Annotated in this window: 4 protein-coding genes; 1 reads left to right on the top strand and 3 read right to left on the bottom strand. The window is 72.8% G+C overall.

Annotation, left to right across the window (positions count from 1 at the left end; translation table 11 throughout):
- Both MTQ10_RS27420 and MTQ10_RS27415 read right to left on the bottom strand, forming a co-directional pair.
- Positions 1 to 2,205 (bottom strand): bifunctional salicylyl-CoA 5-hydroxylase/oxidoreductase (locus tag MTQ10_RS27420; RefSeq protein ID WP_247472955.1); only part of this gene is annotated, 2,205 nt, incomplete at its 3' end.
- Positions 2,206 to 2,209: 4 nt separating this feature from the next.
- Positions 2,210 to 3,037, bottom strand: coding sequence for an enoyl-CoA hydratase family protein (locus MTQ10_RS27415; protein ID WP_247472953.1), 828 nt, complete (start codon positions 3,035 to 3,037; stop codon positions 2,210 to 2,212).
- Between the two features lie 374 nt (positions 3,038 to 3,411).
- On the opposite strand from MTQ10_RS27415, the gene MTQ10_RS27410 reads away from it, so the two are divergent.
- Positions 3,412 to 3,867, top strand: a complete 456-nt coding sequence (locus MTQ10_RS27410) for an ATP-binding protein (protein ID WP_247472952.1) — start codon at positions 3,412 to 3,414, stop codon at positions 3,865 to 3,867.
- On the opposite strand, the gene MTQ10_RS27405 is transcribed toward MTQ10_RS27410, so the two are convergent.
- The gene (locus MTQ10_RS27405) at positions 3,827 to 5,257 is read right to left on the bottom strand and encodes an amino acid permease (protein WP_247472949.1); all 1,431 of its coding nucleotides are present in this window, start codon (positions 5,255 to 5,257) and stop codon (positions 3,827 to 3,829) included. The two genes, MTQ10_RS27410 and MTQ10_RS27405, sit on opposite strands and share 41 nt — an antisense overlap.
- Between the last annotated feature and the right edge of the window lie 147 nt (positions 5,258 to 5,404).

Here is a 5,404-nt window from a genome sequence, read left to right as displayed (position 1 = left end):
CTGTTCGGCGGCGGCGTGGAGGGTCCAGTGGGGGTCGTACAGGTGGGGGCGGGCCAGGGCGCACAGGTCGGTGCGGCCCGCGAGGATCAGGGAGTTCACGTCGTCCCAGGAGGAGATCGCGCCGACCGCGATCACGGGCACGCCGACCTCGTGGCGGATGCGGTCGGCGAACGGTGTCTGGTAGGAACGGCCGTACTCGGGCTGCTCGTCGGCGACGACCTGACCGGTGGAGACGTCGATGGCGTCGGCGCCGTGCGCGGCGAACGCGCGGGCGATCTCCACGGCGTCGTCGGCGGTGTTGCCGCCCTCCGCCCAGTCGGTGGCGGAGATACGGACCGTCATCGGCCGCTCCTCGGGCCACGCTTCGCGTACGGCGTCGAAGACCTCCAGCGGGAACCGCAGCCGCCGCTCCAGTGAGCCGCCGTAGGCGTCGGTGCGGTGGTTGGTCAGCGGGGAGAGGAACCCCGACAGCAGATAGCCGTGGGCGCAGTGCAGTTCGAGCAGGTCGAACCCGGCGTGGGCGGCGCGGCGGGCGGCGTCGGTGAACTGCTCGCGGATGTCGGTGAGCTGGGCGCGGGTGAGGCGGCGCGGTGTCTGGCTGCCCGGCTTGTACGGCAGCGCCGACGCGGCGACGAGCGGCCAGTTGCCGTCGGGCAGGGGTTCGTCCATGCCCTCCCACATCAGCTTGGTGGAGCCCTTGCGGCCGGAGTGGCCGAGCTGCACGCCGATCGCGGTGCCCGGCGACTGCCGGTGCACGAAGGTGACGATGCGCCGCCACGCCTCGGCCTGGCGGCCGGTGTACAGGCCGGTGCAGCCGGGGGTGATGCGGCCCTCGGGGCTGACGCAGACCATCTCCGTCATGACGAGTCCGGCGCCGCCGAGGGCGCGGGCGCCGAGGTGGACGAGGTGGAAGTCGCCGGGGACGCCGTCGGTGGCGGAGTACATGTCCATCGGGGAGACGACCACCCGGTTGCGCAGGGTGAGGCCGCGCAGCCGGTAGGGCGTGAACATCGGCGGGGTGCCGGGCGGGCAGCCGAACTCCCGCTCCACGGCGGCGGTGAAGTACGCGTCGCGCAGCCGCAGGTTGTCGTGGGTGACGCGGCGGGAGCGGGTGAGGAGGTTGAACGCGAACTGGCGGGGCGGCTGGTCGACGTAGAGGGCGAGGTTCTCGAACCATTCGAGGCTGGCGCGGGCGGCCCGCTGGGTGGAGGCGACGACGGGCCGGCGTTCCTCCTCGTAGGCGGCGAGGGCGTCGCCGACGGTGGGCTGTTCGTCGAGGCAGGCGGCGAGGGCGAGGGCGTCCTCGACGGCGAGTTTGGTGCCGGAGCCGATGGAGAAGTGCGCGGTGTGGGCGGCGTCGCCGAGCAGCACCACCTTGCCGTGGGACCAGCGGTCGTTGACGACCGTGCGGAAGCGGGTCCAGTCGGAGTTGTTGGAGCGCAGCGGGCGTCCGCCGAGCGCGTCGGCGAAGATCTTCGCGCAGCGGTCGATGGACTCCTCGGGGGTGATGCCGTCGAAGCCGGCGGCCTGCCACACCTCCTCGCGCATCTCGACGATGACGGTGGAGGCGTCGGGCGCGTACGGGTAGGCGTGCAGTTGCATCACGCCGTGCCCGGTCTCGGCGATCTCGAAGCGGAACGCCTCCAGGGCGAAATCGGCGGCGAGCCAGATGTAGCGGCAGCGGTGCGTGGTGACGCGGGGCCGGAAGGCCTGCGCGTACGCCTCGCGGGTGAGGCTGTTGACGCCGTCGGCGGCGACGACCAGGTCGTACGAGGCGGCCAGCGTGTCCGGGTGCGGTGCCTCGGTGCGGAAGCGGAGGTCCACGCCGAGGTCGCGGCAGCGGTCGTGGAGGATCCGCAGGAGGCGTCTGCGGCCGAGGGCGGCGAAGCCGTGGCCGCCGGAGGTGTGCCGTGTGCCGCGGTGGACGATGTCGATGTCGTCCCAGCGGACGAACTCCCGCCGCATCGCCTCGTACACCACCGGGTCGGCGTGCTCGATGCCGCCGAGGGTCTCGTCGGAGAGGACGACACCGAAACCGAACGTGTCGTCGGGGGCGTTGCGTTCCCAGACGGTGACCTCGCGGGCCGGGTCGAGACGTTTCAGCAGGGCGGCGGCGTACAGGCCGCCGGGGCCGCCGCCGGTGACGGCGACACGCAGCGGCCGGTCCTGCCGAGGGGCGGGCGATGCGGGTGCTGTGCCGGGCATGGGGTCACCGTCCCTGCCATTTCGGGGGGCGCTTCTCGGTGAACGCGGCGTGGAACTCGGCGTAGTCCGCGCCGTTCATCAGCAGGGCCTGGGTGGAGGCGTCGAGTTCGACGGCCGCCGCGAGCGGCATGTCCAGTTCGGCCGTCAGCAGGGCTTTCGTCTGCGCGTACGCGAGGGCCGGGCCGTCGGCGAGACGGCGGGCCAGGGCCTGTGCGGCCTCGTCGGCGCGGCCCGCCTCGGTCAGTTCGCTGATCAGGCCGATCCGCTCGGCCTCGGCGGCGTGGACGGCCTCGCCCAGCATGAGCAGGCGGGTGGCGTGGCCGAGGCCGACGACGCGGGGCAGCAGATAGGCGGCACCCATGTCGCCGCCGGACAGGCCGACGCGGGTGAACAGGAACGCGAACCGGGCGGTGGGGTCGGCGACGCGGAAGTCGGCGGCGAGGGCGAGGACGGCTCCGGCGCCCGCGGCGACGCCGTGCAGGGCGGCGACGACCGGGAAGGGGCATTCGCGGATCGCGCGCACGACCTGCCCGGTCATGCGGTTGAAGTCGATCAGCTGGGCGGTGTCCATGCCGAGGGTGGCGCCGATGATCTCCTCGACGTCGCCGCCGGAGCAGAAGCCGCGGCCCTCCCCGGCGAGGACGAGGGCGCGCACGGAGCGTTCCCGGGAGAGTTCGGCGAGCAGATCGCGCAGGTCGGCGTAGGCACCGAAGGTGAGCGCGTTGAGCCGGTCGGGGCGGGCGAGGGTGACGGTGGCGACGCCGTCGGTGCGATCGACGCGCAGATGACGCCAGTGGGGGGTGCGGGCGGCGGAACCGGTGAAGGGACTCATCAGGAGGGCCTCCCTCGGCCAGGACGACCCTCTGAAGTTATCACTTGTTCGTGACTGTCGTCAGGAGTGCGCGATACACGGTTACGGCACGTCGTCCGGAAAGTGACGCGGTGTGCCGGCACGGGGGTGACGTCTGTTGCCGTCACGGGGGAGCGGGGTGCCCGCACGAGGTGATGCCGGTCGCCGTCACGATGTGACCGGAACCCGCCGGGTTCTCGACAGGAGGGCAACAACGTGTCCTGTCGCGCGCGGCGGGCGTTTTCACTGGGTAGGCCGCTCGGTGCCGGGGCCCGTGGCTCCGGGCGGTGCCCGTCCGACGGCTTCGCCGGGCGGCCCCGTACCATTCAGAGGTTGAAAGCAGGACAGCCTGCGCCATGAACGGACTCGCCTTGCACGAACGCCCCGCCTCCTCGTCCCCCTGCTGGCGTATAGCGCTGCCGCACACCTCCGCGGCCGTGCCGGTGGCGCGTGCCCTGGTGCGCGACGCGCTGACCGAGGCGGAGCACGGCGCGGACCGCGACACGGCGGAGCTGCTGACGGCGGAGCTGGTCGCGAACGCGGTGGAGCACACCTCGGGCAGCTCCCCCATCGAGCTGGTGGTGGAGCTGCTGCCGAGCGGCTGCCAGGTCGAGGTGCACGATCCGGACCCGGAGCCGCCCGGTGATCTGACCCACCCGGCCGGTGCGATGCCCGATCCGTGGCAGGAGGGCGGGCGCGGTCTGCTGCTGATCCGCGCCCTGAGCCAGTCCTGCGGTCACCGCCCCACCGGGTCCGGCAAGGCGGTGTGGTTCAGACTGCCGCTGGTTCCCGGTCAGCGGCGTCCGGTGTGACGCCGCCGGCGAGCCGGGAGTGCCGGCGACCGTAGGCGGCGTACACGGCGAGGCCCACCGCGAGGAACACCCCGAACTGAAGCCAGGCGGTCCAGCCGGTCTCGTACATGAGGTAGAGGCAGAAGCCGACGCCGAGCAGCGGCAGCACGGGGTGGAGCGGCACCCGGAAGGTGCGGGGCAGGTCGGGCTCGCGGCGGCGCAGCGCGAGTACGGCGATGTTGACCACGGCCATGATCGCGAGGGTGCCGATGGTGCACAGGTCCACCACCGCGTCCAGGGAGGCGAAGGCGGCGGGGACCGCGAAGACGACGGCGACGATCAGGGTGCCGGCGACCGGGGTGGCGGTGCGCGGGGAGACCTTCTCGAAGACGCGCGGAACGAGCCCGTCGCGGGACATCGACATCAGGATGCGGGTCTGGCCGTACATCACGGCGAGGACGACGGAGGCGATCGCGACGACCGCGCCGAACGCGATGACACCGCCGCCGACGGTGGAGCCGGTGACCTGGTTGACCACGTACGACAGGGCGGCGGGACGTCCGCCGACCTCGGCGCCGCCGACGGCCCCGGTCGCGGCGAGGGCCACCGCGCAGTACAGCAGGGTGACGACGCCCATGCAGACGAGGATCGCGACGGGGATGTCCCGGCGGGGGTTCTTCGCCTCCTCGCCGGCGGTGGTGATCGCGTCGAAGCCGATGTAGGAGAAGAACGCGGCGGTGGTGCCCGCGCCGATGCCGCCGAGCCCGGCCGGGGCGAACGGGGTGAGGTTGCCGTCCTTGAACGCGCTGAAGCCGATCGCGCAGAACGCGAGCAGGATGGCGATCTTCACGACGGCCATCGCGGCGGTGGCGCGGGCGCTCTCCCGCACCCCGCGCACCAGCAGCACACAGCCCATGGCGATGACGAGCACGGCCGGCAGATTGACCAGGCCACCGTCGCCGGGCCCCGCGGACAGGACGTCGGGGATCCTCAGGCCGAGGAGGCTGTGCAGCAGCTCGTTGACGTACTCGCTCCAGCCGACCGCGACGGCCGAGATGGACACGCCGTACTCCAGCAGCAGGCACCAGCCGACGAGGAAGGCGGTGGTCTCGCCGAGCCCGGCGTAGGCGAAGGAGTACGACGATCCGGAGACCGGGATCGCGCCGCCCAGCTCCGCGAACGAGAACGCGGTGAACACGCAGGTGATCGCGGCGAGGACGAAGGAGACGACGACGGCAGGGCCGGCCTGGGCGACCGAGTCGGACAGTCCGACGAAGATGCCGGTGCCGACGATCGCGCCGACACCGAAGCAGATCAGCTGGGGCAGGCCCATCGTGCGGGCCAGACCGTGGCCCTCGCGGTCGGCGCCGGATTCGGCGACCAGCAGGGCCGGGGACTTGATGCGGGGCATGCGGGTGGTGCTCGTTTCTCGGGGACGGGTGCGCCCGGGTGGAGGCGCGCGACGGCCGCGGAATGGGTGGCTCCGGGCCGCCGGACAGCATAAGGCCTGGTGAGGCGGGGGCGTGCGGGGGTCTGGCAGGGGCGCCGGGTGCCGACG

Origin of the sequence: Streptomyces sp. XM83C (genome assembly GCF_023072675.1) — a bacterium.
In the GTDB taxonomy this organism is placed as follows: Bacteria; Actinomycetota; Actinomycetes; order Streptomycetales; family Streptomycetaceae; genus Streptomyces; species Streptomyces thermocoprophilus.
This window is presented reverse-complemented; position numbering and strand designations above follow the sequence as displayed.